Source organism: Agrobacterium salinitolerans, assembly GCF_002008225.1.
GTDB classification, from domain to species: domain Bacteria; phylum Pseudomonadota; class Alphaproteobacteria; order Rhizobiales; family Rhizobiaceae; genus Agrobacterium; species Agrobacterium salinitolerans.
Map to the genome: position 1 here is coordinate 40033 of NZ_MRDH01000027.1, position 22989 is coordinate 63021.

A 22989-nucleotide genomic window follows, 5' to 3' on the forward strand; every position below is an offset into this window, starting at 1 on the left:
TCTCAGGAAAGTCCGCCATGGAAATGGCTGAGGAATTCCCGCGTTTTCGTCTCGCGGGGTTCGTTGATGACCTGGCGCGCATCGCCCGACTCGATGACGAAGCCGTCCTGCATGAAGATGACGGTGTCGGCGACATCGCGGGCGAAAGCCATCTCATGGGTGACGAGGATCATCGTCATACCCTGCTCGGCGAGTTGGCGGATGACCGCCAGAACCTCACCCACCAGTGCCGGATCGAGTGCCGAGGTGGCCTCATCGAACAGCATGACCTCCGGTTTCATGGCCAGTGCCCGGGCAATCGCCACGCGCTGCTTCTGTCCACCGGAAAGCTGCTCCGGGCGTGCATCGGCTTTCTCGACCAGCCCGACTTTGGAGAGCAGCTCCATCGCGAGTGTCCGCGCAGAATTGCTTTCCTGTTTCAACACGCTCACCGGCCCGATCATCACATTGTCGATGACGCTCATGTGCGGGAACAGATTGAAGTTTTGAAACACCATTCCCGTATTGGCGCGGAAGGTTGCCAGATGCCGGTCGCGCATGGCGACGTGGCCCGAGGAAAAGTCCATTCGCCTTCCGCCGATGGTGATGCAGCCCGCATCGGGCAATGACAGCAGATTGAGGCTGCGCAACAGGGTGGATTTTCCCGAACCGCTCGGCCCGATCATCGCCACGACATGACCGCGTGGCACGGAAAGATTGATATCTTTCAGGACCTCCAGCGGTCCGAAGGACTTCTTCAAGCCCACGACCTCGATCATCGGTTCCGTGCCGGCCATCGTCTGGATCTCGTTATTCATGTCCTGCGGCCCTCCAGCCAATGCGCCAGGCGTGTCATGGGAAACAGGACGGCCAGATAGATGGCTGCAATCAGGGTGTATGTTTCGAGTGGCCGGTAGGTGGCGGATGTCACCAGTTGACCTTGATAGAGCAGGTCGGGCACCGCGAGCACGGAGAGAAGCGAGGTGTTCTTGAGCTGCAGGACGGACTGGTTCACCAGCGGCGGCACCATGCGGCGCAATGCCTGCGGCAGGATGATCTTGGCCATCAACTGGCCTCGCCGCATGCCGATCGCGCGGCCCGCATCCCATTGTCCCGTATCGATCGAGACGATGCCGCCCCGGATGATCTCGGCATAAAACGCGGCGCCGTACATGGTCAGCGTGATGAAGGCCGCCATCGCTGGCGAAATCTGGATACCGACCAGCATGGGCAGGGCATAATAACACCAGACCAGTTGCACGAGGACAGGTGTACAGCGGAACAGTTCCACGATCGTCATGATCGGAACGGTAACGACTTTCATCCCAGAGAGCCGGGCAAGAGCGAAGACCGTGCCGACGACGATGCCGGAGATGATGGTCAGAACAGTAAAGCCGACCGTATAACCCAAGCCTTGAAGAAACAGGCCGCGGTACTGCCAAAGGCCGGAGAAGTCCCATTGATACTGCATCACAGCGCGCTTTGTTCGGCCCCGCGGAATATCCGGGGAGAGGTTGATGTAAAAAGCCACTCGCCAAGCGTCAGGATGTCGAATACCGGAAGGCCGAGGGCTGCCGAGATCGCCTGTGCAAAGGGCGGCATGTTGGTGCATTCCAGCACGATCGCGCCGACCGAGGGATGCTCGGCGATGAGCTTTCGGGCAACATCGATCACTTCGGCCTCCAGCGCCGCATGATCATATGCCGCGGAGCCCTCGATGAGCGCATGAAAAGCGCCGCCGGAGGGCACGCCGCGCACGGGCACCGATGGATCGGCCCCACAGGCTTCGAACACGTCATCACCCAGGCTGGCGGCATCATAGGTTATCACGCCGGGACGCAGCCCGGCGCCAAGCGTCATTTCCACCATGGGCAGCTGCATCAGGCTGGAGGCGGCGACCGGCACGCCGAGCGCCTCGGCCAATTTCCGCTGATGTCGCGCCATGAAGCCGCAAGACGTGATGATTGCGCTGCAGCCCTCCGAGATCAGCTCTCGTCCGGCGGCGATGAAATCTTCAACGAGACCCTCGCCGCCTGCACGGACGACGAGGGAAACGGACGCACCGCGCACTTTGCGAAACTTGACCGGAAAACGCCATGACCCGGCATGGCCGACATCACCAGGTGGACGCTCGAACGTCGTATCCAGCATGATGATGCCCAAGGCACCTGAGGAAGCGGACATTGGGTTCCTGTCAGAACGTCAGATTTGCAGGCAATGCAGCCTTGTCGACCCCGACGAGTGCGAGGCTTTCGACAATCCAGTTCGAGATCTTGCCCTGCTCGCGGCGCTCCGCAAGCCAGGTATCGACATAATCGCGGAACTCGCCATTCGGATCGCGGCGCACACCAATCGTGGTCGGCTGGCTTGCATGGGGTTCAGGAATGATAAGCTTGACATTCGGCGCAAGGTTCTTCGTCGTCACGACAGCAAGCAGGGCGACCTGAATGATGGCGTCGGCGCGGCCCGATTGAAGCGCCAGAATGGTCTCATCCGCAGATTTGAGCGCGACCAGTGTGCAGTTCGGCAGGTTCTTGCGGGCGAAATTGTCCTGCGTCGAGCCGAGGTCGACGGCTACCCGCATCTCCGGCCTGTTCATCTCCTCCCACTTCGTCACTTCCAGGTCCTTGCGGGCAACGAGGGTGAAAGTATTGTCCATCAACGCCTTGGTGAAGTCGACAACCTTGGCGCGCTCCGGATTGTTGCTAAGCCCGAACATGATGTCGATCTTGTTGCTTTGCAGATCGATCACGGAATTGCCCCAGGTCGTCTCGACCAACTCCAGTTTGACGCCGATATGTTGCGCCAGATCACGGCCCATTGCGACGCAGAAACCTTCCCACTCTCCGGTCGCCAGGTTCTTGTGATAATAAGGCTCGGTGCCTGCAAACACGCCGATCCGCAACGTACCGCGGGCTCGGATCGCTTCGAGCGTTGCGCCTTCGGTTGCTGCGAGAAGTGCGGAAGATGGGAGGAGTGCTGCAGCCCCTGCAAGCAGCATTACTCTTCCGAAGTCACGTCTGTTCATGGCCATATCCCCAGTTGATTATTCGTTCCCTATTGCGCCTTGCGGGCGATCAATGCGTTGTCGCGATTGATTTTATTGGAAAGCACGACCGAATAGGTCACGCTCTCGATTTCCTCGATCCGGGCAAGCTCTTCGATCAGGGCTTCCAGATCTTCCAAAAAATTGACGTTCACACGGCAGAGGATGTTTGCCGGGCCGCTGATCGCATCGGCTGTCAAGATCTCCGGGTAGCCGCGCAATACCACGAATAACCTTTGCGTGGCGCGCATGGCGGTAGTGATGAAGATATAGGCTGAAACGCTTTGATCGATCTCGCGGCGACCGACGATCGCGCGATAGCCGAGAATGACGCCGCGGCGTTCCAGCCGCTCGAGGCGCTCCTGGACACTCGATCGTGCGAGGCCGACACGTCGGGCCAATTCACTGGCAGGCACGCGTGCGTTTTCCTCCAGGATGCTGAGCAGATTGCGGTCAATGCTGTCGCCGTAGTCCATGTCGTTCCCACTTTCTTTTGTGGAAAGACTGCGTTCAAACTTTCCCAAAGAAAAGCATTGAAAAATGGGTTCTTCATGACTTTTATTCATGATCCCCAACAGGAGCTTCGTCATGCGCCGTTTTCTGCCATCCTTGAGTGCCCTGCATGCATTCGATGCATCCGTGCGTCACTTGAGTTTTACCAAGGCGGCCGAGGACATGGGGATCACCCAAAGCGGCATCAGCCGGCAAATAAAAAACCTTGAAGATTTTCTGGGTCTTACCCTGTTCGAGCGCGCCGGGCCTAAACTGATCCTGACGGAGGAGGGCACGCGGTATTATGATGAGATTTCGCGCCTTCTCGATAAGCTGGAAGATGTCTCCATCGATGCCGTCCGCGGTCGAAAAGCACAGAGCATGCTGAAGATCGGCTTTCCGCCGACACTGATGCGGCGTTGGGGCGCGTCGATGCTGACCGCGTTTGCAGCCGCGCATCCCCAGACATGGTTCGAGGTTTATCCCTGCCGTCACGATCTCGATTTTGCGACATCCGAGCTGGATCTGGCGTTTCTGCGCGGCACCGGAAATTGGAGCGGAGCGCGCAGCCAGCTGCTCTTCGACGAGGAATTGGTTGTAGTTGGCGCGCCGAAGCTGATGCCGCTGCAAGGTCTCCCGAACGACGAGGCGCTGCTGGAATATCCGCTGATCCAGAATTCCAGCCGCCCGAGCCTGTGGCTGCATTGGCTGCGGGGTGCAGGCGTGCACTACAAGAGCCGCATTTATGGCCCGCGCCTGCCGAACTTCGATATGATCCTTGAATGCGCCATCAACGGTATGGGACTGGCAATCGTTCCCGAATTCCATGTGCGCACCGAACTGGCCGCGGGGATTTTGAACCCCGCTCTAAGCAGGCTTCAGACATCGGGCGAGGGCTTTTATCTCTGTTTCCCGCAGGCGCGGATGAACTCGGCCAATGTGCGGATCTTCCGCGACTGGTTTGCTACCGAATTCGCGCGCCGGCGGCAATTCCTGCCTCTGACGCATCCCTTAAGTCAAAAATAGGACTTTTCTATGGGCTTCAGTTCAAGCGGATCTTCTCCCCGCTTCAATAGCCAGGAATAGACCGGCGGCACTCGGTCTGCGATGGATTCGACGTGAACGTCAATGAAGCACGGTCCGTCGTCATGGGTAAAGGCGGCTGCGAGTGCGGCATCGAGTTCCGAACCTGTCTTGGCTGTCCATGCCTTGAGGCCATAGGCTTCCGCGATTGCCTGACCGCGCGGCGCCAGAAAGTCGACGCCAAAGCACTGATTGTGACCTTTGAGCCGGTGGAGGCCCTTGATCCAGCCGAATGTGCCGTTGTTGAAGAGGATAAGGATTGCCGGTACCTGCAAGCGCACCAGCGTTTCCAATTCGCCGACCGTCATGCCGAACGATCCGTCGCCAAAGAGACCGATCGGCCTCTTGGATGGATCGGCCCGCCAGGCTCCGACCGTGGCGGGAAGGGCCGAACCGAGTCCACCGAAGGCGCGCGGAATGGCAAAACGCGTTTCACGATCATTGATTTTAAGGAAGCGCGTCATGTAGGGCGTCGGCGTGCCGGCGTCGGAGTAGATCAAAGCCGGCTTGCAGGAGGCATGGAGGGCCTCATTGAAGGCACGTACGGCCCTCTCCGGCCGCAAGGGAACCCGCTCGTCGGAAAGCGCTTCCTCGGCGTGCTCCCAGAAAACCTTTCGACGATCATTGAGGCTGCCGATCCACGCTTCGTGTCGGGCGGGTTCGATTGCAGCGTCCAGTGTCAGGAGTTCTTCCAGAACCAACAGGGCATCGCCCTGGATGGACAGCAGATTCTCATAGTTGTTCGCCATGATTTCCGGGGAGATATCGATCTGCGCCAGACGGCGATTGAGGGTGATCCGCGGGAAGGTCCAGCCGATGGTGACGACCGAGCCGATGCGCGAGCCAACGAAGAGCGTGAAATCCGAATGCTCCAGCGCCCAGTTCGCATGGGGATGAAAGCCGTTGTCGCCGATGACGCCGATGGCGAGGCGGTGGTCGTCGTCAATGGCGCCTTGGCCGGTCATTGTCGTGCACATGGGCACGTTGTATTTTTCGGCAAGCTGCGTGATCCGGTCGCCGGCACGCGCGCGGTTTACCCCGCCGCCTGCCACGATCAGCGGCCTCTCGGCCCTGGCCAGAAGTTTGAGCAGGTCCTCCAGCTTCGAGCGCGGCGGCAGTGTCGGGTAAGCGGGGAAGGTGCGGCATTCCTCTTCGACATGAAGGGAGATCCGCCCCGGGTCCACTTCGGCAAGCAGCATGTCCTCCGGAATTTGCAGATGCACGGCGCCGGGTTTGCCAGAGCATGCGACACGAAAAGCCCGGCGGATGATTTCCGGCAGTTTTTCCGGCGATTTCACCTGAACGGACAGTTTCGTCACTGGCTCGAAGAGCTTAGCGCAGTCGAGTTCCGTCAGAACGCCGCGGCCTTCGCCGGGAAGCGGGATATCGATGGTGAGAAGAATTACTGGCACGGACGAGCCGTTCGATTCGGCGACCGGGGGCAGCGAATACATCGCGCCCGCGCCTGAGGGGCACTCGAAAACCCCCGGTCTATTGGTGAACCGCCCATAGGCGTCAGCCATGTAGCCGGCTGAACGCTCATCGCGGGCCATGACATGACGAATCTTGTCTTCACGCAACTGAAGGGCCTCGTAGAGAGGAACGTTGGTGTCCCCCGGGACGCCGAAAATCGTGTCGACCCCGTAACCGATGAGCATTTCCACCAAAATATCCGCTCCACGCATTTCGTTCTCTCCTGTCTGTGCTGCAGGAGGATAGGACCGTCGGGAGCCGGCGGGGACCGGCGATGTGTCGGGCCTATGAAGCGTGAACCGTCAGATTGCCGGTCTCGGCCGCTGCACGGCCTGTCGCCCACGGAAATACTCAGACGAAATTCACTATGTAGGCCGCTACTCGCTTTGCGCCTGGTGCAAAGAATTCCGGTCGCTGCCGAACTCTCACCGCGAGGCAAAGCGCTATTGCCAGATTTGTTGGCCCGTATCTCGCCGCTCGGATAGGACCACATCAATCTCAACGGACAATATCGTTGGCCAAAGTCTAAGCGTAGGACCTCTTCGAAGCATCTTTGGCATTCACGGCAGCCAAAGCCTGTTCAATCGACGTGTAAATCTCGGTATCGATGCCTTTAGCGCGCCACGAGACGACGCTTAGGACGTCGCCACGCCTGTTTTTTCTGGCAAAGAGAACCGTTCCAGGCGGTAGGTCGCTGTGGTGGATCATTGAGAGCACCTCCGTTCGAACGTATGGCCAGAATTCGTTGGGTATCCCCATTGCCAAAAGCGCCTGCAACTCGTTCCAGAACAGTTTCGAGCTAATCGTGCGATCGTCTTTCTGAACTACAACTACATAACGGCTTGCCTGTCGCAGGCGGAGCAGTACAGGCAAGCTTGTTGACTGGGGTGACACGTGTTGTCGACAGTTCATCAGCGGTGAAATTCCGTCTATCTTGATATGATTTTCGAAGCCAGCGGTGAGAACCAACCGGTTGACGCCTTTGCGATGGCGATCTTCTGGTTGGGCACTCGACGTCTCTACCGGGCAGTTTGAACGTCCTGTTGCCTGCCAAGATGGAAAATGCGGCGCGGCAGCACGGCGACGGCCGTTAATCCACCGTATGCGATGGCCGCCACCGCCACGATCTGGAAAAGGGAATTGAGACTCGCCTCAAACCAGATCACCGAAGCCCACCCGACGAAAGCAGCCAGGATCATCCTGACTGTTCCGGCAAGAACCGGGAGAAGAACACGCTTCAGTCCCTGGCTTGCAAAATAAAGTGCCAGTCCCAATCCAACCGCACCATAGGCCGGTGCGACGGTTTGCAGATACTGCGAGCCTAGCTGCTGCACATCCGGATCTGCCGTGAACAATCTCATCCAAATCATGGGGAACAGAGTGGCGAGAATGCCGATTGTCTGCGTGATGCCAAATGCAATACCTGCGCCAACCCAGGCGACCCGGCGGGCGCGTTCGATCTGGCCCGCTCCGATATTAATCCCAACCATGGTGACGATAGCGGTTCCAAGACCGAAGATGATGGGAATTTGCAGATAATCAAGCCGCGATGCGATGCCGAACCCCGCAATCGCATCTGCGCCGAAGTGGCCAACGGCTGCCGTTACGAAAGTAACCGTCAGATTGACCTGGATCGTGCCGACAGCGGAAGGCAGGCCGACACCCAGAATGTCCTTGAACAGTCGACCTTGCAGCGGCACAATTTTGAGCTTTAGCGGGCTGCTTGACGAGCGCAGGTAAAGGGCAAGCACCAGTGCCGCGATCAGATAATAAATGAAGACCGCAGCGCCTCCGCCTGCCACGCCGAGCTGCGGGAAGGGCCCCCAGCCGAAAATCAACGGCGGCGACAGGACGAGGAGAAGGAACGCGCCGGAGATGATGACGAGTGCAGGCACGTTCACGTTGCTAGCGCCCCGCAGGGCTGCCGAAAGCAAAGCCGTGATCCAGATCGGAATGGAGCCTGCAAACACAATTCCTGAATAGATGAGGGCGGCCTTCAGGGTTTCTCCCGTCCCTCCCATTGAGCGGTAGAGCAGAGGTCCAAGGAGGATTGCAGCGACTGAGAAAATGGCTCCGAATACTGTGGCCAGAACAATCGAATGCCAGACGAGCCCATCGGCATCAGCGTGGCGGTTGGCACCCAGCGCTCGCGCCACGGCTGAGGAAACTCCGCCTCCAATTCCGCCATTCGACATCATTTGCATCAGCATGAGGACCGGAAAGACGAGGGTCACACCTGCTAAAGCCTCGGTCCCAAGGAAACTGACGAAATAGGTTTCCGCGACCCCAACAAAGGTCTGGACCACGAGAACGACGACCGTGGGCAATGCCAGCCGAAACAGCGCGGGTGTGATTGCTCCATGAAGAATTCCATATGGTGTCTTCTGTGAAATTGTTGAGACGTGAGAATTTTTGCTGTCAGGCATATCGGCCATGGCTGATCCTAAAAAGTTCTCCGAGGCTCTGCTCCGTTCCCACGGCCATGGGCTCGCAACCGGTTCTCAGAATTTGAAAATAGATTGTTTTTGAAATCTAAATTATATAGAGTTCATTCGCAATCTAAAATATCACTTCCGAGCGTGAGACCGGAGCCCGTGCAGGCGTTCAAAACCCATGTTTCCGATCAAGGATCGATAAAAGCTGAAATGGTGGAAAACCCACTTGCCGGGGACCTATGCTTTGCCGTGCAGCGGACAAACCGCATCATCTCCCGCCAGATCAACGATGCATTGCGCTCGACAGGACTAACGGCAGAGCAGATATTTCTTCTTGCAGCGATTGGTGAAGCAGGTTCCCCTCGAATATCGGAAGTTTCGCTACTTCTTGGCCTTGACCACTCAACCGTCGTTTCAAATCTAAAACCCCTTGTAAGGAAGAACAGGGTGACGATGTCCGTGGATGTCGATGATCGCAGGGCGCGAAGACTTTTGCTCACCGACAATGGAAGTGAGCGCCTTGTAGTGGCATTTGAAAGTCTTCAGGAACTTGAAGATGCACTGGCGAAAAAGGTTGGCGGGATGCTGAATGTTCTCAGCCTATGTCGGATGCTCAGCGAACTCTCCACCGCGTGAGCCTGGCATTGGCCGCGCGCAGCCGACACCGGCAACTGACTGCAAGGATACAGCCATCACCCTCTATTTTCGGCGCCGTCTTCCCGTACTACCTCCTCATGGGGTTGTGCCTTTAAGCCAGCCACTTCGGTCTCCAGCCGGTCCAGCCGTTTCTCCAGCGCGATGAGGTAGTCTCCCTGCGGATCGTCGATACCCAGGACGACATCTTCCCACGATCGCCATTTTTCTCGAAAACGTTTCAACATTTAAAATCTCCATCGCCATCAACTTTATAAGTCGGCATTTGCATGCCTGGCAGTTTGAGCGAGCGTTATGCCATTCTCTCTGAAAGAGAGATCACCTCTGCCGGTTGCCGCAAACCGGTTGCGACAACGGAAACTCTTAACCGCCCTGTCAGCGCATCATTGAAAGTCGCGCCGACGACGATATTCGCGTCGTCGTCGACTTCTTCGCGAACACGAGTTGCAGCTTCGTCGACATCAAAAAGGGTCATGTCCGGTCCGCCAGAGATCGAGACGAGAAGCCCTTTCGCTCCCCTGACGGACGCTTCATCGAACAGCGGATTGGCAATTGCTGCCTCGGCGGCATGTCGGGCGCGGGCGTCTCCCGTTGCCTCGCCCGTGCCCATGACCGCTCTGCCCATGTCACACATGACTGACCTTACATCGGCGAAGTCGAGATTGATCAATCCTTCCTTGACGATCAGATCGATGACGGAACTGACCCCGGCATGCAGCACATGATCTGCCATTTCGAATGCATCCGCGAAGGTCGTCTTCGCATCGGCAACCCGGAACAGATTCTGATTGGGGATGACGATCACCGTGTCTGCGCATTCGCTGAGACGCTCGATTCCCTGCCGCGCTGTTCGCATTCGCTGCGTACCTTCGAATGTGAAGGGCATGGTGACGACGCCGACCGTCAGTATGCCTGCCTTGCGCGCAGCATGGGCGATAACGGGTGCGGCACCTGTTCCCGTTCCGCCCCCCATGCCCGCCGTCACGAAACACATATGGGTTCCGTGGAGGTGATCCATGATCTCGTCAATCGACTCTTCGGTTGCCGCCTGTCCAATATCGGCCAATGATCCGGCGCCAAGTCCCTCCGTGACGGTCGGGCCAAGCTGGATAAGGCGTGGCGCTTTTGACATGGACAAAGCCTGGGCATCGGTGTTCGCAACGATAAACTCCGCACCCTCGAGACCCTGCATGATCATGTTGTTGACAGCATTGCCGCCGCCACCGCCGACGCCGATGACGGCAATCCTTGGCTTGAGGAGCGTTATGCCGGGCGGTGAAACGACAGTCGTTGGTTGCATAGTGGGAGTGTCCTGGTGGAGACTTTGTTCAAAGGTGACCACGCGCGGGGGCTAGTCAGCCAATGGCGTACGATTGCCTCTCCTCCGGCCAGCGTCGAAACACTGCACTTGCATTGACCCCACCGAAGCCGAAGCCATTGGATATCGCATACTCAACATCGAGAGGTCGGGCATCGTTTGCGACAAAGTCGATGCCATTGGCCTCAAGGTCAGGTGAACTGAGATTCAAGGTCGGGGGCGCGATCTGGTGCTGGAGCGCCAGGATCGTAAAAATAGCCTCAAGGCCGCCGGCGGCCCCCAGCAGGTGCCCCGTCGCCGACTTCGTGCCGCTGACGGCGATCGACTTCCTTTGGCCGAACAGGCTCTTGATTGCTCTGAGCTCTCCGAGATCTCCAACCGGGGTCGAAGTCGCATGTGCGTTCAGATGGCCGATTTCGTGCGGGGCGACACCCGCCTGGGCGATGGCGATTTGCATTGCCCTGCGGGCGCCGCTTCCGTCTTCCGGCCCCGACGTAATATGATGGGCGTCGGCGGTCGTTCCGTACCCGACGAGTTCGGCAATCGGCGTCGCACCACGAGCAAGGGCGTGGCTCAACGCTTCAATGACGAGGATGCCTGCGCCTTCACCCATCACGAAGCCGTCGCGGGCGGTGTCGAAAGGACGTGAGGCCTTGGCCGGGGTCTCGTTAAAGCCTGTCGATAGCGATCTTGCCGCTGCGAAACCACCAAGGCTTACAATGTTCATACAGGCCTCGGTTCCGCCACAAACCGCAATGTCGGCTTCATTGGACCTGATCAGTCGCGCTGCATCGCCAATCGCCTGAACGCCGGCGGCGCATGCCGTCACCGGCGCTCCCAGCGGGCCTCTGAAACCATGCCGGATAGAGACTTGTCCGGCAGCGAGATTGACGAGAAAGGATGGAATGGTGAAGGGCGAGAGGCGGCGGACGCCGCGTTGGTCGACGGTACGCACCGCCTCCGTTATCGCGGGAAAGCCACCGATGCCCGATGCGATGATTGTCGCCGTTCTCAGTTTTTCTTCTTCGGAAGCTGGCTTCCAGTTCGCCTGTGCGAGAGCCTCTTCCGCCGCCGCCAGCGCAAAGACGATGAAACGGTCGACCTTACGTTGATCCTTCGAGGGCAGGGTCTTGTCAGGATCAAATCCTCCTTCAGGATCTTCAGTCAGGGAAGGGACCACGCCTCCGATTTTTGAAGGCAAATCCCCGACGATGTCGTCACCCAGCCGTCGGATCCCGCTTTTGCCAGCAAGAAGCCGGGACCAGGAGATATCGACATTTGCACCAAGGGGGCTGACGGCTCCCATTCCCGTGACAACGACACGACGCATTTGCATTTCCACCTGTTAACGATCAAAATTTTGGCATGCCTTCGGCACCCGACCGAATGACCGGTCGTGAACTTGGGACATGCGGTTCGCGCTATTCTCTTCTGATAGCGTGGGGCTACGGCCGAGCTGTGCCAGCTATCGGCGACGAATATCCAAAAACCATCCGTTAGCCGCCATCGCGGCCAGCAATGCGCCGGACCTCGCTCGCTGCCGCATCGAGTACACTCGTCGAAAGCGCTTCATCCCCAATGATCCTGGACAGCGTCACCGCACCGACCATCATGGACAATATTGCCATGGCCTTTTCGCTTCGAGCTTTATCGCCACCCTCTCCGATAAGCTCTTCAAGCACCTCGAAGTGTGCTCGGATACCGTCTTCAAACGGGCGCCGAACTTCGGCGGTTTGACGCGCAGCGTCGGAGCCGAGAGCAACGAGCGGGCATCCTTCTGCCTTCTCGCCACTATGGTCTTTGGAAAGGTAGAAGGTGATGATCGATTCCAGCGGATCCGACGTGTCTGCTGCGGCATCAGACCACCTTCTCGTGGCGCTCTCGAGAGCACGCCGTGATGCAAGCGCCGCAAGATCGTCCTTGGATGCGAACTGCTTGTAAAATCCACCCTGGGTGAGCCCCGCACCCTTCATCAGGTCTTTCAGGCCAATCCCGTCGAAACCATGCTCTCGAAACAAGCGGCTGGCGACGTTGATCACCCTTTCCCGGTTTTCCTCTGCCTGTACGCGGCTCACTCTCATGTGGACCTCCAATTAGGTTTCATTTGACATCTATATGTCTTTTAGAGTTAGAGTGCAATCTAATATTTTCAGGATGGCCGTCAAGAAGGGGCGATGAAATGAAACGGAAACTTGTTGTCACTGCAGCAGCAGTGCTGGCGCTGGCCGCAGGCGGAGCCGCAGCGCTGCTGCTTCCGACGCAGGCACCCGAGGCAAAGGCTGCCGATCCCCGGACTTTGGCGCCACTGGTCAACCTCGCGACGGCCAGGCTTCCTGGCAATTCGAGCAGCAGCTTTACCGGAACCGTTGGTGCCCGGGTCCAGAGTAATCTCGGCTTTCGCGTTCCCGGAAAGATCGTTGAACGTTTTGTCGACGTCGGGGAGCAGGTAAGCGCTGGACAGCCATTGATGAGGCTTGACGAGACCGATCTTCGTCTTGCTCTGACCGCCAAGCGAAACGCTGTCATCGCAGCACAGGCGACATTTGTCCAAGCGAAAGCCGATGAGAAACGCTTTGCCGTGCTGGTGAAGACCTCTGCTGCCTCGACGCAGCAATATGAACGATCGAAGGCCCTGCTGGATACGGCGACGGCACAGTTGGCCGCCGCTCAGGCTGACGCCGATGTCGCGGAGAACGAAGCAAAATATGCGGTTCTCGTTGCCGATGCGGATGGAACCATTGTCGAGACGCTCGGTGAGCCGGGCCAGGTGGTAACCGCCGGGCAGCCGGTTGTCCGGCTCGCGAAGTCTGGTCCGCGCGAAGCCATTGTCTGGCTTCCCGAAACCATGCGTCCTGACATTGGAGTTCAGGCTTCTGCATCGGTTTATGGCAGAAACAATGCCGAAAAGGCCAAGCTGCGCCAGATCTCCGATTCTGCCGATCAGCAGACCCGCACCTATGAAACGCGCTGGGTGCTTGAAGGGGCTGCGTCCAATGCTCCACTGGGGGCGACCGTCACTATCGAAATCGAGAACAGAGATGCGCAAAACCACGCCGAACTGCCGATAGGCGCCCTGTTGGATGACGGGACGCGCACTGGCGTCTGGGTGATCGATCAGCAATCGTCCGTCGTGAAGTTTCGTGATGTGAAAGTAGAGCGGGTAAGCGAAGAGAAAGTGGTCGTCACTAACGTCAAGCCGGGAGAGGAGGTCGTTGCGCTTGGCGCACATCTTCTGAAGGATGGAGCGCAAGTTCGCACCAGCGTTGGGACAAAAGAGGTGACAAACTGATGAACCTCAATCTGTCCGTCCTTGCGGTTCGCGAACGCGCCGTCACGCTGTTCTTCATCGTCCTTCTGTCGCTTGCCGGCGTCTATGCTTTCGTCAAGCTGGGACGCGCCGAAGACCCTTCCTTCACCATCAAGACGTTGACGGTCACGACTGTCTGGCCGGGCGCAACCGCGCGCGAGATGCAGGATCTCGTTGCCGAGCCGCTGGAGAAGCGCATTCAGGAATTGGCCTGGTACGACCGGGTCGAGACAACGACGCGCCCCGGCTTTGCCTATCTTACCGTCACGCTCAAGGACAATACGCCGCCAAGCGCCGTCGCTGAAGAATTTTATCAGGCGCGCAAGAAGCTCGGCGATGAAGCCAGAAACCTGCCGCAGGGTGTTCTGGGGCCGTTCGTGAACGACGAATACTCCGACGTCAGCTTCGGCCTTTACGCTCTCAAGGCGCGGGGCATGCCGATGCGCGATCTCGTCCGGGAAGCCGAAAAGATCAGGCAGGACATGCTTCATGTTCCCGGCGTGAAGAAGATCAACATTCTCGGCGAACAGCCCGAGCAGATATTCGTAGAGTTCTCCTATGAGAAGCTCGCCACGCTCGGCATATCTTCTCAGGACATTGCCGCAGCCCTTCAACGGCGCAATACCGTTACGCCCGCTGGCTCAATAGATACGCAGGGTCCGCAGGTGTTCATTCGTCTCGATGGTGCCTATGACAGTGTTCAGTCTATCGCTGATACGCCCATCGTCGCTTCCGGCCGCGCGTTGAAGCTTTCCGACATTGCTGAGGTACGCCGGGGTTATCAGGAGCCGGCAGGCTATGTCATCCGTCATGACGGCGAGCCGGCCATCATGCTCGGCGTGGTCATGCAGCAGGGCTGGAATGGTCTGGAGCTTGGCAAGGCTCTTGAAGAGCGCTCGAGCCAGATCGCACAATCATTGCCCCTTGGCATAACGCTGACGAAGGTTAGCGATCAGGCCGTCAACATTGACGCGGCGGTGGGTGAATTCATGGTGAAGTTCGCCATGGCCCTCGGCGTCGTGCTCTTCGTCAGCCTCATTGCGCTGGGCTGGCGGGTGGGCATTGTCGTAGCGCTTGCCGTGCCTCTGACGCTTGCTGTCGTCTTCATCATCATGCTCGAGACGGGGCGCTTCTTCGACCGCATCACGCTCGGTGCATTGATCCTTGCACTTGGCCTGCTGGTCGACGACGCCATCATCGCCATCGAGGTGATGGTCGTGAAAATGGAAGAGGGTATGGATCGCATCAAGGCGGCTGCCTATGCCTGGAGCCACACTGCGGCACCGATGCTGTCGGGAACGCTTGTGACCATTATCGGCCTGATGCCGGTCGGTTTCGCCGCCTCTGCAGCGGGTGAATATGCCGGCAATATCTTCTGGATCGTGGGTTTCGCACTGATTGTTTCCTGGTTCGTGGCGGTGATCTTTACGCCCTATCTCGGCGTTAAGTTGCTTCCCGATATCAAGCCGGTGGCAGGCGGCCATCATGCGATTTACGATACGCCGAACTACAGACGCCTGCGCGGTGCGATTGAATTCACCGTCAAGCACAAGTTCCTGACCTGCGCCATTGTTGGCGTTGTCATGGCGCTTTCGGTTGTCGGGATGGGTGCGGTGAAGCAGCAGTTCTTCCCCACATCGGACCGTCCTGAGGTTCTTGTCGAAGTCCGCATGCCAGAAGGCACGAGCATCGAAACGACAACCGCCACGGTCAAGAAACTCGAGGCGTGGTTGAAGCAGCAACCCGAAGCGAAGATCGCCACCAGCTACATCGGCCAGGGCGCCCCCCGCTTCTTCTTCGCCATGTCGCCCGAACTGCCCGATCCTGCCTTTGCGAAGATCGTTGTGCTGACATCCGACGCACATGAGCGTGAGGTGCTGAAACTGCGTCTTCGGGAAGCCGTTGCGCAAGGGCTGGCGCCCGAGGCATTCGTCCGCGTGACGCAACTCGTCTTTGGTCCCTACACGCCATTCCCCGTCGAGTTTCGGATCAAAGGACCGGATGCCGAAGAGCTGTACAAAATCTCCGAGCAGGCACTTGCTCTCATGAGCTCGGTACCTGATGTCAGAAATGCCAACCGTGACTGGGGTAATCGAACACCCGTTGTCCGGTTCGTTCCCGATCAGGATCGCCTGAACCTCATCGGCATGTCGTCCGCCGAGGCTGCCCAGCAGATACAGCTCCTGCTGAGCGGTGTTCCCGTCACGCAAGTCCGTGAGAACATCCGAAACGTTCCTGTCGTGGCGAGAAGTGCCGGCGAAATCCGCCTCGATCCTGCCAGACTCGGGGACTTCTCGCTCGTGACGAGAGACGGCCGTGCGATCCCGCTCGATCAGATCGGCCACACGGAGGTGCGCTTCGAAGAGCCGATCCTCAAGCGCCGTGACAGAACGCCTGTGGTGACGGTCCGATCCGACATTAACGAGGCGACGCAACCGCCGGAGGTTTCGCAACAGGTGATGACCGCTCTTCATCCACTCGTTGCATCTCTGCCTGCTGGCTACACAATCGAGATGGGCGGCAATATCGAGGAGTCCCTCAAGGCGAATACTGCCCTTGTGAAGGTGTTCCCACTGATGATCGCAGCGACCCTGATCGTCATCATCCTTCAGGTGCGCAGCCTGTCGACGATGACGATGGTGATGCTGACAGCACCGCTCGGTCTTGCAGGCGTCGTGCCGACCCTGATCCTGTTCAACCAGCCTTTCGGGTTTAACGCGATCCTGGGTCTTATCGGCCTGGCGGGCATCCTCATGCGCAACACGTTGATCCTCACCGAGCAGATCAAGGAAAACAAGGCCGCGGGCCTGGACGACTATCATGCCGTTATCGAAGCCACGGTGCAGCGAACGAGGCCCGTCATCCTGACGGCGCTTGCCGCGGTCCTAGCCTTCATTCCCCTGACGCATTCGGTTTTCTGGGGTTCGATGGCTTACACGCTTATCGGCGGAACGGCGGTGGGTACGCTCATCATCCTGCTCTTCCTGCCGGCGCTCTATGCTGCATGGTTCCGCATCAAGCCACCCAAGGCAGACATGGGTTCGACGGAGCACGGAAACTCGGAAACAGCGCAGCATTCGCTTGCTGCGGAATAGCCAACCCGTCCCTCCGCAGCAGATGATGCCGCGGAGGGATCATACTGCCTGGCGAGAAGTGGCGTGTGTTTGCGTGCCCACTGGACCCTTTCGGAAACCATGCCCTCGTCCCGCTTCAATCCTGCCAATGAGGAGCCTTGACATGAACCCTGTCGTATCCATCTTCAAACATCCGCCGGACGGGGGTAGGGGATATCACCGGGATATGCGCGTCAGGTGGGCTCTCGAGGAAGTCGGCCAGCCTTACACTCTACGGTATCTGACTTTTTCCGAGATGCGCCGCCCCGAATATCTGGAAATACAGCCATTCGGCCAGATGCCGATCTACCAGGAGGGCGATCTCATTCTTTTCGAATCCGGTGCGATCGTGCTTCACATAGCACAGCGTTTCGCTGGCCTCCTTCCCGATGAAGCAAATGCGCGCTCGCGTTCCATCATGTGGATGTTTGCAGCGGTCAATACGATCGAGCCCTGTATCGTCTCTGGCAGCGTTGGTCATCTCAGTCAGCGGCTCCAGCAACTGGGCGATACGCTTGGAGGGAAGGAGTGGCTTGAGGGGGCTCAGTTCAGCGCCGGTGATCTCATGATGGTGAGCGTACTGCGGCCGCTCAAGCACTCTGGTATTCTGCTGGATAGCCCTGGCTTGCAGGACTATGTCGAAAGAGGCGAGCAACGATCCGCGTTCCAGCGTGCGCTGGGCAATCCACCAGCGGACAGGCGAACGGCGTGAATTGACGGCATAAGCATCCGTCACACCTGTCACTCCCCAGGCGAGAATCCCGCATTAACTCGACCGATGTTTCCCGCTTCTGACCATGTGCCTCCTCAATTTCTGCAAGCGTGTTTTATTTCGCTTGCAATCTAATTGAAATATAGATTACAAACGAAATCTATATTGATTTCTAGTCCAACGCTAGTTTTGGAGAGCGTAGATGTCGACAGACAAGATTGTTGTGGTGACCGGAGCATCCTCCGGCATAGGGCAGGCGACCGTGAGGTTGCTGTCACAGAATGGGTTCAAGGTGTTTGCAGGATCGCGCAATCCGGACAAAAGTGGACCGGTTCCCGGTGTCGAGTACGGGCGTCTCGATGTGGACAATGACGAGTCAGTGAGGCAATTCGTCGATTGGGTTCTGTCCCGTTCAGGCCGGATTGATGTCGTGGTGAACAATGCAGGCGTCTCTCTCGTCGGGCCGGTCGAAAGCACGTCGGACGATGAGGCGAAGGCCCTTTTTGAAACCAATCTCTTTGGCCCACTGCGCATGATACGAGTGGTATTGCCTACGATGCGACAGCAGAATTCCGGTCTGATCGTCAATGTCAGTTCGGTTCTCGGCTTTCTCCCCGCACCTTATATGGGCCTTTATGCCAGCAGCAAGCATGCGTTGGAGGGACTGTCTGAAACGCTTGACCACGAAGTTCGGCAATTTAACATTCGCTCCGTCCTGGTCGAGCCGACGTTCACGAGGACAAGTCTCGATGTCAATGCGAAGCAGACGGAGACGCGTATCGACGACTACGCCAATCAATTAGCCAAATCCAATGAGGCCGTCCTTTCCGCCATTAGGACGGCAAGCAGTCCTCAGACTGTCGCCGCCGAAATCATGGCAGCAATCACAGGTCCTCACAAAATGCGCAGACCGGTTGGAAAACAGGCTACGCTTCTGAGCCGCCTGAAACGGTTTATTCCAGCCAAGGCATTGGATGGCGGTATCAGGAAAACGTTTGGGCTCTCCCGGCTGTAGGCATTCGCGGAGCTTGCGCACCACAAGCAGAAAGTAGGGCGTCGGCATTCGGAGACTTCACGGCTTGTCTCGGACACATTTGCTTACCTTCAGCTCCGAGGGCGGAGAGTCGATGACTGTGCGCCTGAAGGGCAAGACACCGATCGGCCCGAAGGGCCCGGTTTACCGCTTGGTGGTCACGCGCCTGCATAAAAGTGTCCGACGCAACCCGCGGATTGCGTCGCGGACGGATCACCGCCGGCGCCAGCAATCCGCGCATGCGGACGCGGTGGTTCCGTGTGACATGGTAAGGGTTCCGGCAATGTGCCGGAACGTATTCCGCCACAGGCGGAGAAAACCGGCACAGACTGAAATAGTCGCTGATCCCAGCGGCGATTTATGCAGTCAGGCCGGATGGAAGTCCGCGAGGCGATGTATTCGGCGGAAAGAGCTGACGGTAGAACGCTTCAACACGGGTCGGCGTGACACGCTCAGCCTCACGAAGGATTGGCAGCCCGAGTGCATCGGCAGGAGCGGGCAAAAGCACCGAAGCCGTCAGACGGCACGCTTCGCAACCGGATCCGATCTTGTGGTGATCGTGCTTGGCCTTGCCATCCTCCGATGGGAGGCAGAGAACCGGAAGAGTTCCGTCCGGAAGGACTTATTGTGCTATTTCGCTGAGAGGGATCTGGCTGTTAGCCAGCGTCGGTAGCTTATTGGCAAAGCCTACCAACAACAAGGCAAGCGCGCACATGGTGCGCACGACGCATTGTTCGGCAAAGCCCAATCGCTTGATCATCGATCCCCATAGTGCCTCTTGTGACACAATTCAGACACTATATGCTATGCGGATTCTGTACAATGCGGCATTTGAACGCCATCATTGGTCGCTGAGCTCACCTGAGGCGATGGCGCTATCATTGAGGGATGATTGATGTCAGCAAACGCGACGAGTTTTACCAGCAGGCATAGTGCGGCGGCGTCTGTTCCCTGCGCGACAGCAATATCCACCGCCGCAGCCAGGGCCGTGAGCCGATCGAGATCGGCAAGCTCTATTACAGCAATGCCGATGCTGACAACGACGTGTCAGGCTGAGGCCATGCGCGACGTCGCGAGAAAACCGGCGATGAAGTCAACGGCCTCTTCGCCGCTTCTCAAACCGAGGTGAATACTCTTCTGTATCCCTGATTTGCCGATACTGACGGGACGAACTCCGAGCTCGGCGGCTTCCCGACGCACCAGCCAGTTCGGGATGGCGCTGACGCCGCGACCGGCCGCGACGAGCTGTAGCATCATTTCCGTGGTCTCGACATTCCGGTGGTGGCGCGGGCGGCAATTTGCAGGCGCAAGGAAATGCGTGAACACATCCAGCCGCTCGGGTGGCACAGGATAGGTGAAGAGCGTTTCATCCAGCAGATCCGCAGGTTCGGCATGGTCCTTGGCCGCCAGAGAGTGATCGGCCGGTACGGCAAGAACCAGTTCGTAGTCGAACACCGGTAGATAATGGATGCTAGGCGCTTCGATCGGGTCCGGGGTGATCAGGATATCGATCTCGTATCCGGTCAGCGCCGCCACGCCGCCAAAAGCAAATGATGTCGTCAGTTCCAGGTCCACATGCGGCCAGTCTACCAGATAGGGCTTTGTCACGCCCATCAGCCATTGGTGACAGGGATGGCATTCCATCCCGATCTTGAGCGAGCCTCGCTGTCCGTAGCGGTAGTCGGACAAGACATCCTCAGCCCTTTCGATCTGTGGCAGGACGCGCTGCGCCAGCGCGACGATGTAGCGGCCGGCCTCGGTGAGACGAAGATTGCGGCCGTCCTTTTCCCACATGGAGACCCCATAGCGTTGTTCGAGCTTGCGAATCGTGTGGCTCAGCGCGGACTGGGTCACATTCAGCCGTTCTGCCGCCGCCGTCAGACTGCCCATGCGATCGACTTCGCGCAGGATCGACAGATGTTGCCTGTCCAGCATCGTTATGCGCCTCCTTGGTCGAGGGGAAAGACTTCTATCTGTTCGCTGTCTCGAACAGGAACCGGCCGGTGATCTTCGTCGACCGCGACCATGGTGAAATGTCCGGTAGCCGTGATATGCCGCTCGCCCGTCAGAAGGTTTTCCGACCAGAGTTTTGTCTCGACGGACATGGAACTGCGGCCAACGCTCGCGACACGTGCCTCCGCCTCGACGATTTCGCCGATCTCGATTGGCCTTGCAAAGTCGATACGCTCGGATGATGCCAGCACCACTAGCTTGCCGGAGTAGCGCGATGCCGTCACGAACGCAGCTTTTGTCATGTAGGCGATTGCCTCGCCCCCGAACATCCGGCCGACGCTGTTAGCCTGATCCGGAAAGACGATTTCGACCATGGCAAGCATATCGCTTTCGCCCGGCGCGTCCTCGGGAAGCAGTTTGGGTAAGGCGTAATGCGCGGCGTTCTCGCCCTCTGGAACGGCAACCATATGGAAGACGCCGCGCGTACAGGTATGCCGTTGACGGCCGACAATTGTCTCTGCCACCATCTCGACCTCAACAGTCAGGGAACGGCGGCCAGCCTTGACGGGTCTTGCCGTGAATTCGACGATGTGCCCGATGCGTGCGGGCTGTTTGAAATCGATACGTTCGCAGGACGCGGTCACAAAGGGTGCGCGCCCGAAGCGGGTCGCCGCGATGAAAGCGACTCGATCCATAAGGGCGAGGCCGGTCCCTCCGAACAGAGTTCCGTGATGGTTTGTGTCACCAGGGAAGACGATATCGACGAGTTGTGTTGTCGACAGGTGCTGCATGGGCTTGTCTGTCGTGTCGGTGCTGATCATCGGCGCTGCCATCAGGTTGTGGCAGGGCTGGGCAATGACGCAGAGACGACGGCGCGGAGATGCCGATCGCGAAAGCGGCACTCCGGGACACCCCGCCCGTGGACGTTATCTGTCGTGGCAGGTCTCCTGGCTCGCGGATGACCGCTCCCGCCCGTCTTCCCGGGATAAACCCAGTGACAAAAATGGACGTTCGCTAGCCGCTTACAGTTGCGGGGGCAGCTCCGGCATCTGACCGAATTCCCTCTTAGCTCCGGACTGTCGTCCACAGAACCACGACGGTAAACCAATGTCCCATGCCGCTCGTGGGGTCAAGGCCTCGTTTCCGGTCGGCGGGCCAGACCCACTTGTCCCGCAAGCCATGTCGCTTACCCAAAACCATGAGGACGGCTCATGCTTCAATGAAATGAAATCAATTTTTCTCCATCAACGGCTCAGGCATAAGAGGGGCGCGCTCCAGGCCATAGACAAGCTAAAGATTGTTGATTGAGAAACACGAGAGAAAAAATGAGAGCACTGAAAGAAAAAGAAACAGATTCAGGTTTTTTCTCGGTCCATGAGAACAATATTGCCATGAGCGGTGAATTTACGTTCTCTCTCAAGAGCATTCCTTTTGACGAGGATTATCAACCCTCGGAAAATACGCGGCTCACGACTAACTTCGCCAATCTGGCCAGAGGGGAGAGCCGCCGGGAGAATTTGCGCAACGCGCTGAGGATGATCGACAATCGCTTCAACGCCTTGGCGCATTGGGACAATCCGAAAAACGATCGTTATTCTGTCCAGCTCGAGATCGTTTCCGTCGAGATGAGGATTGATGCTGAAGGCAATACTGATGCTTTCCCCCTGATCGAAATCCTGAAAACGAATATCGTCGATCATAAGACAGGCGAACGCATCGAAGGCATCGTCGGGAATAATTTCTCCTCGTATGTTCGGGATTATGACTTCAGCGTCGTGCTGCCGGCTTACAATAAGGATCGCCTGGCATTTGGCACGCCGGAGAATTTTGGCGATCTGCATGGAAACCTGTTCAAGTGTTTCCTGAATTCAGATGCCTACAAAGAACACTTTCAAAAACTTCCTGTCATCTGCCTGAGTGCCTCCAGCAGCAGGACATACAGCCGGACCGGTAATCAGCACCCTGTATTGGGGGTCGAATACCAGCAGGATGAATTGTCGTCGACCGATCGATACTTCCAGAAAATGGGATTGAAGGTCCGATTTTTCATGCCGCCGAACAGCGTCGCGCCTTTTGCATTCTATTTTCTCGGTGATCTGCTCGACGATTACACCAATCTCGAGCTCATCAGCACAATCAGCACCATGGAGACTTTTCAGAAGATTTACCGGCCCGAAATTTATAACGCCAATTCCGCGGCAGGGGCCTGTTATCGCCCGAGTCTCGGGCATCAGGACTACTCATTGACGCGTATCGTCTACGATCGCGAAGAGCGTAGCCGGCTGGCTGTCGAGCAGGGAAGGTTCGCTGAGGAGCACTTCATCAAACCCTATGGGACTGTTCTTGAGCAATGGTCTACCAAACACGCCCTTTGATGAACTGAAAGCATAA

The 22989-nt window shown here is 57.9% G+C and carries 20 protein-coding genes and 1 riboswitch; of the genes, 7 read left to right on the forward strand and 13 right to left on the reverse strand.

Annotation, left to right across the window (positions count from 1 at the left end; genetic code table 11):
* Window positions 1-2: 2 nt before the first annotated feature.
* The 5 genes from BS627_RS18555 to BS627_RS18575 are packed head-to-tail and all read right to left on the reverse strand — an operon-like array spanning window position 3 to window position 3615.
* Window positions 3-797, reverse strand: coding sequence for an amino acid ABC transporter ATP-binding protein (locus BS627_RS18555; RefSeq protein ID WP_077984670.1), 795 nt, complete (start codon window positions 795-797; stop codon window positions 3-5).
* Window positions 794-1450 carry an amino acid ABC transporter permease gene (locus tag BS627_RS18560; RefSeq protein ID WP_077984671.1) on the reverse strand — a complete coding sequence of 219 codons (657 nt, stop codon included), beginning with the start codon at window positions 1448-1450 and terminating at the stop codon, window positions 794-796. The genes BS627_RS18555 and BS627_RS18560 overlap by 4 nt, the downstream gene beginning before the upstream one ends.
* Window positions 1450-2163, reverse strand: a complete 714-nt coding sequence (locus BS627_RS18565) for an aspartate/glutamate racemase family protein (RefSeq protein ID WP_077984672.1) — start codon at window positions 2161-2163, stop codon at window positions 1450-1452. The genes BS627_RS18560 and BS627_RS18565 overlap by 1 nt, the downstream gene beginning before the upstream one ends.
* Before the next feature lie 10 nt (window positions 2164-2173).
* Entirely contained in the window at window positions 2174-3007 is an 834-nt protein-coding gene (locus BS627_RS18570; protein ID WP_077984833.1) for a transporter substrate-binding domain-containing protein, read from the reverse strand.
* A gap of 29 nt (window positions 3008-3036) precedes the next feature.
* Window positions 3037-3615 carry an Lrp/AsnC family transcriptional regulator gene (locus tag BS627_RS18575; RefSeq protein WP_244634997.1) on the reverse strand — a complete coding sequence of 193 codons (579 nt, stop codon included), beginning with the start codon at window positions 3613-3615 and terminating at the stop codon, window positions 3037-3039.
* On the opposite strand from BS627_RS18575, the gene BS627_RS18580 reads away from it, so the two are divergent.
* Window positions 3614-4543 (forward strand): LysR substrate-binding domain-containing protein, encoded by a 930-nt coding sequence (locus tag BS627_RS18580; RefSeq protein WP_244614259.1) that lies wholly within the window; start codon window positions 3614-3616, stop codon window positions 4541-4543. The two genes, BS627_RS18575 and BS627_RS18580, sit on opposite strands and share 2 nt — an antisense overlap.
* Here the strand turns inward: BS627_RS18580 and BS627_RS18585 are convergent.
* Both BS627_RS18585 and BS627_RS18595 read right to left on the reverse strand, forming a co-directional pair.
* Window positions 4534-6285: a thiamine pyrophosphate-binding protein gene (locus BS627_RS18585; protein WP_077984675.1), complete on the reverse strand. Its 1752-nt coding sequence runs from the start codon at window positions 6283-6285 to the stop codon at window positions 4534-4536. The two genes, BS627_RS18580 and BS627_RS18585, sit on opposite strands and share 10 nt — an antisense overlap.
* A gap of 807 nt (window positions 6286-7092) precedes the next feature.
* Window positions 7093-8508, reverse strand: a complete 1416-nt coding sequence (locus tag BS627_RS18595) for an MATE family efflux transporter (RefSeq protein WP_077984677.1) — start codon at window positions 8506-8508, stop codon at window positions 7093-7095.
* 159 nt (window positions 8509-8667) lie between these two features.
* Here BS627_RS18595 and BS627_RS18600 point away from each other — a divergent pair, with 159 nt between their 5' ends.
* Complete coding sequence (locus tag BS627_RS18600; protein WP_077984679.1) at window positions 8668-9144, forward strand: MarR family winged helix-turn-helix transcriptional regulator; 477 nt, start codon at window positions 8668-8670, stop codon at window positions 9142-9144.
* A gap of 56 nt (window positions 9145-9200) precedes the next feature.
* Here BS627_RS18600 and BS627_RS18605 read toward each other — a convergent pair whose 3' ends face one another.
* The 4 genes from BS627_RS18605 to BS627_RS18620 all read right to left on the reverse strand — a co-directional run bounded on the left by BS627_RS18605 (window position 9201) and on the right by BS627_RS18620 (window position 12561).
* Window positions 9201-9389, reverse strand: a complete 189-nt coding sequence (locus BS627_RS18605) for a hypothetical protein (protein ID WP_077984680.1) — start codon at window positions 9387-9389, stop codon at window positions 9201-9203.
* Window positions 9390-9454: 65 nt separating this feature from the next.
* Window positions 9455-10462, reverse strand: coding sequence for a cell division protein FtsZ (gene ftsZ, locus BS627_RS18610; RefSeq protein WP_077984681.1), 1008 nt, complete (start codon window positions 10460-10462; stop codon window positions 9455-9457).
* A gap of 55 nt (window positions 10463-10517) precedes the next feature.
* Window positions 10518-11810: a beta-ketoacyl-ACP synthase II gene (fabF, locus tag BS627_RS18615; RefSeq protein ID WP_077984834.1), complete on the reverse strand. Its 1293-nt coding sequence runs from the start codon at window positions 11808-11810 to the stop codon at window positions 10518-10520.
* A 166-nt stretch (window positions 11811-11976) separates the two neighbouring features.
* A complete protein-coding gene (locus tag BS627_RS18620; RefSeq protein WP_077984682.1) occupies window positions 11977-12561 on the reverse strand; it encodes a TetR/AcrR family transcriptional regulator in 585 nt (194 codons plus the stop codon).
* Between the two features lie 98 nt (window positions 12562-12659).
* Here BS627_RS18620 and BS627_RS18625 point away from each other — a divergent pair, with 98 nt between their 5' ends.
* The 4 genes from BS627_RS18625 to BS627_RS18640 all read left to right on the forward strand — a co-directional run bounded on the left by BS627_RS18625 (window position 12660) and on the right by BS627_RS18640 (window position 18627).
* A complete protein-coding gene (locus BS627_RS18625) occupies window positions 12660-13769 on the forward strand; it encodes an efflux RND transporter periplasmic adaptor subunit (protein ID WP_077984683.1) in 1110 nt (369 codons plus the stop codon).
* Entirely contained in the window at window positions 13769-16882 is a 3114-nt protein-coding gene (locus tag BS627_RS18630) for an efflux RND transporter permease subunit (RefSeq protein ID WP_077984684.1), read from the forward strand. The genes BS627_RS18625 and BS627_RS18630 overlap by 1 nt, the downstream gene beginning before the upstream one ends.
* 142 nt (window positions 16883-17024) lie before the next feature.
* On the forward strand, window positions 17025-17612 hold the full coding sequence (locus tag BS627_RS18635; RefSeq protein WP_077984835.1) for a glutathione S-transferase family protein: 588 nt from the start codon (window positions 17025-17027) through the stop codon (window positions 17610-17612).
* Between the two features lie 202 nt (window positions 17613-17814).
* Window positions 17815-18627, forward strand: a complete 813-nt coding sequence (locus BS627_RS18640; RefSeq protein ID WP_077984685.1) for an oxidoreductase — start codon at window positions 17815-17817, stop codon at window positions 18625-18627.
* Between the two features lie 1065 nt (window positions 18628-19692).
* Here BS627_RS18640 and BS627_RS18650 read toward each other — a convergent pair.
* Together BS627_RS18650 and BS627_RS18655 are read right to left on the reverse strand one after the other, a co-directional pair.
* Window positions 19693-20580, reverse strand: coding sequence for a LysR family transcriptional regulator (locus BS627_RS18650; RefSeq protein ID WP_077984687.1), 888 nt, complete (start codon window positions 20578-20580; stop codon window positions 19693-19695).
* A gap of 2 nt (window positions 20581-20582) precedes the next feature.
* Window positions 20583-21419, reverse strand: coding sequence for an acyl-CoA thioesterase (locus BS627_RS18655; protein WP_077984836.1), 837 nt, complete (start codon window positions 21417-21419; stop codon window positions 20583-20585).
* Window positions 21420-21518: 99 nt separating this feature from the next.
* A riboswitch (cobalamin riboswitch) is annotated at window positions 21519-21709 on the reverse strand.
* 280 nt (window positions 21710-21989) lie between these two features.
* On the opposite strand from BS627_RS18655, the gene BS627_RS18660 reads away from it, so the two are divergent.
* A complete protein-coding gene (locus BS627_RS18660) occupies window positions 21990-22973 on the forward strand; it encodes a DUF1852 domain-containing protein (RefSeq protein ID WP_077984837.1) in 984 nt (327 codons plus the stop codon).
* Window positions 22974-22989: the final 16 nt, after the last annotated feature.

Excerpts from the sequence above, each read along its gene's own strand:
- BS627_RS18555 (WP_077984670.1), bottom strand. The coding sequence starts at position 797 with ATGAATAACGAGATCCAGACGATGGCCGGCACGGAACCGATGATCGAG.
- BS627_RS18560 (WP_077984671.1), bottom strand. The coding sequence starts at position 1,450 with ATGCAGTATCAATGGGACTTCTCCGGCCTTTGGCAGTACCGCGGCCTG.
- BS627_RS18565 (WP_077984672.1), bottom strand. The coding sequence starts at position 2,163 with ATGTCCGCTTCCTCAGGTGCCTTGGGCATCATCATGCTGGATACGACG.
- BS627_RS18570 (WP_077984833.1), bottom strand. The coding sequence starts at position 3,007 with ATGAACAGACGTGACTTCGGAAGAGTAATGCTGCTTGCAGGGGCTGCA.
- BS627_RS18580 (WP_244614259.1), top strand. The coding sequence starts at position 3,614 with ATGCGCCGTTTTCTGCCATCCTTGAGTGCCCTGCATGCATTCGATGCA.
- BS627_RS18575 (WP_244634997.1), bottom strand. The coding sequence starts at position 3,615 with ATGACGAAGCTCCTGTTGGGGATCATGAATAAAAGTCATGAAGAACCC.
- BS627_RS18585 (WP_077984675.1), bottom strand. The coding sequence starts at position 6,285 with ATGCGTGGAGCGGATATTTTGGTGGAAATGCTCATCGGTTACGGGGTC.
- BS627_RS18595 (WP_077984677.1), bottom strand. The coding sequence starts at position 8,508 with ATGGCCGATATGCCTGACAGCAAAAATTCTCACGTCTCAACAATTTCA.
- BS627_RS18605 (WP_077984680.1), bottom strand. The coding sequence starts at position 9,389 with ATGTTGAAACGTTTTCGAGAAAAATGGCGATCGTGGGAAGATGTCGTC.
- ftsZ (WP_077984681.1), bottom strand. The coding sequence starts at position 10,462 with ATGCAACCAACGACTGTCGTTTCACCGCCCGGCATAACGCTCCTCAAG.
- fabF (WP_077984834.1), bottom strand. The coding sequence starts at position 11,810 with ATGCGTCGTGTCGTTGTCACGGGAATGGGAGCCGTCAGCCCCCTTGGT.
- BS627_RS18620 (WP_077984682.1), bottom strand. The coding sequence starts at position 12,561 with ATGAGAGTGAGCCGCGTACAGGCAGAGGAAAACCGGGAAAGGGTGATC.
- BS627_RS18625 (WP_077984683.1), top strand. The coding sequence starts at position 12,660 with ATGAAACGGAAACTTGTTGTCACTGCAGCAGCAGTGCTGGCGCTGGCC.
- BS627_RS18630 (WP_077984684.1), top strand. The coding sequence starts at position 13,769 with ATGAACCTCAATCTGTCCGTCCTTGCGGTTCGCGAACGCGCCGTCACG.
- BS627_RS18635 (WP_077984835.1), top strand. The coding sequence starts at position 17,025 with ATGAACCCTGTCGTATCCATCTTCAAACATCCGCCGGACGGGGGTAGG.
- BS627_RS18640 (WP_077984685.1), top strand. The coding sequence starts at position 17,815 with ATGTCGACAGACAAGATTGTTGTGGTGACCGGAGCATCCTCCGGCATA.
- BS627_RS18650 (WP_077984687.1), bottom strand. The coding sequence starts at position 20,580 with ATGCTGGACAGGCAACATCTGTCGATCCTGCGCGAAGTCGATCGCATG.
- BS627_RS18655 (WP_077984836.1), bottom strand. The coding sequence starts at position 21,419 with ATGATCAGCACCGACACGACAGACAAGCCCATGCAGCACCTGTCGACA.
- BS627_RS18660 (WP_077984837.1), top strand. The coding sequence starts at position 21,990 with ATGAGCGGTGAATTTACGTTCTCTCTCAAGAGCATTCCTTTTGACGAG.